We start from the raw sequence: 2,713 nt of genomic DNA on the forward strand, positions 1-2,713 counted from the left end.
CAACTCATATTAAAAGGGAGGAGTCGACTGATCGGCCCCTCCCACGGCGTTTCGCCGTTTCTCTCTACACATATTAGCACACGGAAGGAACGTCACCGCTTGCGCCCGTAGCCATCGATGAACCCCTCAATAAATCCGTATTTCTGCCGGTCACCGCTTCCGACGATCATCATGTACGTATCAACCCCGACAGCGCTCTCGAGCTTCTCGAGCTCCCGCAGGCATTTCCGAAGAAAATCTCTGGAACGCTTCTTCTGATGCGTTAGCAAGGTCAATAGGTAGGCCAGGAGAACGATGTAGTCGATTATGGAATTGAAATTCAACCTGTACCCGATAGAAAGATCCTCATCGAGAAGCTCGCCAACCGCGGCCAGGTTTCTGTCGGTCTTGGGATACTTAACCGATTGGCTGAACCTCGAATCAAATACCGCCCCGTTATGGGCGACCGCGTTCCTTAAGGGACGAATCGTCTCGACGATGTTGATGACGATGCCGGGGTTCGCATGTAAGAGACCTAGGTCGCTTGCGATATCGGCGAGGATTTCATCGGGAAGGCTTCTGCATACGCTTGTGAGATCGCCGAGGGTCATCACCTCGAAAATGCTCCAAACGGGCGCGTCATCGTCGCGATCGACATAATGCTTCACGAGATCGTTTTTGTAACTCCGTCTCACGATGTTCTGAAGCTGGCTCTTGAGCTTGAGCTTTTCCCCCATCTGCCCGTTCACGACCCTTCCGTTGACATCCCTGCATGTCCGGAGGCCGCGCTTTAAGAAGGTCGCCAGCCCGGGGTCCTCTATGTTCTCAAGTATTCTGGCCAAGACTATGTTTTTAACCGCCGTTTCGATGAACATTATCTCCGGGTAGATTGCAGCCTTGATGGCGGAATCGAACCCGTATATGTCCATGAGTGCATCGAACGAAGGGAGGGGGAGCGCATTTTTGGGCTTTCGGACAAACCGGAAGCCTTTATAGCCATGGAAATAGCCCATGTTTCTCAGCAGTATCTTTCTGTCGCTCCCCCGCAAATCCTCCATACCGTGATTCGTCCTCATGTGCTTCATGAGGGAATTGATGCTCATGCCCTTCTTCATCGAACCTCCCTTGGCCTCCTTCTAGGAAATTATATCCCAGCCCGCCTCGACGGGGCGAGCCTGTCGTTGGCGCCGGCCTATTTGTGTTTGTTAACGTCGTGATTGCGGGTTTGATCACATCCGATTTTCAGAATTGAGCACGATAGTTTTTCGGTTTTGAGCACGGCCACGCCGACCAGACCGCATGCCTTAACGTTGTCGGTGCGTCGTATCGGCAACGAGCAAAGGCAGGAGGGAATGATCGACGTGGACAAGATAGAGGACGCAGGTGGCGAGCTGCAGGGCCATGCTCGAGGCCGAGCTCGCGCACAGGGACGCGACCAAGAGGGCACGGCTGCTCAGGCAGGCGAGGCTCCCCGTGCACAAGTCGGCCGAGGGGTTCGACTGGTCGCACGTGCGGTTCTCCGAGGGCTGGGGCCGCGACGACATGCTTTCGCTGGGCTTCGTCGGCCCCCGCGAGGACCTCGTGTTCTTCGGCAAGACCGGCAGGGGCAAGACCCACATGGCCGTGGCCCTGGCGATGCGCACGGCCGCCGCCATCTGGTCGTCGCCGAACACCGCGCCCCACCGGCTGAACTCCAGGTTCGTGGTGATGACCACCGACTGCCGCTCGTAGGCGTCGGCGAACACCTAGAAGAGAGCGCGCGCCGTCGAGATCCAGCGGCAGGAAGCCGAGCTCGTCGATGACGAGCAGCCTAGCGCAGCCGATGAGCGCGGCCTCACGGTCAAGGCGCCCCTCGTCGCGGGCGCGCCGCAGCCGCATGACGAGCGATGACGCGGTGAAGAAGCGGGCCTCCATCCTCCGCTCGCACGCCAGCATGCACAGCGCCGAGGCCATGTGCGTCTTGCCGGTGCTGACGTCCCCCACCAGCACGAGGTCCTCGCAGAAACCAGTTTCATGGAGCGTTTCATTGAAAATCCCCCTAATCTAGCAACGGTTTAAAGTCTACTAGATTGGGGGGGACGCGAGCCAAGTCGACAAAGGCAGTTAACCGGCGGCTATTCATGCCTCGATTTAGAACCGCTCGAGAATCTCCGCAGCATTCTCTCGCAGATAGATATCTAGGTCCGGCACGGCAAACTGCACGTAGCCCCTCTGTGGTGCCTGAATAACCTCTCTTTGTAGCAATTTGGCCCTAATAGAGCTGATCTCATTGGTCTTTTTACCCATGCGCTTAGCAATCTCGGCTGATTTGGACTGTTGTTTATCCTCGCACATCGCCAAAAGGTATTTGATATCGTTAAGTCCCAGTCCAGAAATCGCGGGCTCGTGAACAACATCGTGAAAACGAGCCTCTGCCAGCGCAATGCCTTCGGTGACATCGTGTTCGCTCACAATGGCACTTTTGGCACGATGCAAGTTGGCGCGCTGCCAAATGGAGTAACCGACCATTTGCACCAGATAGGCATAGCCCTTAGTGGTCTTAGCGGTTCTCGACAGCAGTTAAACCATTGTCTAAAGCGAGAAATACTCACTCTCGGCAGATAAGTTAGGCCCCAACCACGGATCACCCGTCAAGAAAAACTCCGGCCAGCGCTGCATAAACAGCGCTTGCTCGCGCTTCCAGCGGCGCAGCTTTTCCTCGTTGGCCTCTTCCCTGCCGCGCGAGGTGAACTCG

Annotated in this window: 3 protein-coding genes and 1 pseudogene; 1 reads left to right on the forward strand and 3 read right to left on the reverse strand. The window is 56.4% G+C overall.

The features are described from left to right. Positions 1-92: 92 nt before the first annotated feature. Complete coding sequence (locus DW870_RS05080; protein WP_117757939.1) at positions 93-1,094, reverse strand: Abi family protein; 1,002 nt, start codon at positions 1,092-1,094, stop codon at positions 93-95. Between the two features lie 286 nt (positions 1,095-1,380). Between DW870_RS05080 and DW870_RS05085 the strand changes: the two genes are divergently transcribed. After that, complete coding sequence (locus tag DW870_RS05085) at positions 1,381-1,710, forward strand: ATP-binding protein (RefSeq protein ID WP_117757953.1); 330 nt, start codon at positions 1,381-1,383, stop codon at positions 1,708-1,710. Here the strand turns inward: DW870_RS05085 and DW870_RS09605 are convergent. Both DW870_RS09605 and DW870_RS05095 read right to left on the reverse strand, forming a co-directional pair. Next, positions 1,680-1,932, reverse strand: a pseudogene (locus tag DW870_RS09605) (ATP-binding protein); the annotation flags it as partial. The gene DW870_RS05085 and the pseudogene DW870_RS09605 sit on opposite strands and share 31 nt — an antisense overlap. 177 nt (positions 1,933-2,109) lie before the next feature. Beyond that, a complete protein-coding gene (locus tag DW870_RS05095) occupies positions 2,110-2,430 on the reverse strand; it encodes a hypothetical protein (protein ID WP_187361856.1) in 321 nt (106 codons plus the stop codon). Between the last annotated feature and the right edge of the window lie 283 nt (positions 2,431-2,713).

This window comes from Collinsella sp. AM38-1BH (assembly GCF_003467545.1).
In the GTDB taxonomy this organism is placed as follows: Bacteria; Actinomycetota; Coriobacteriia; order Coriobacteriales; family Coriobacteriaceae; genus Collinsella.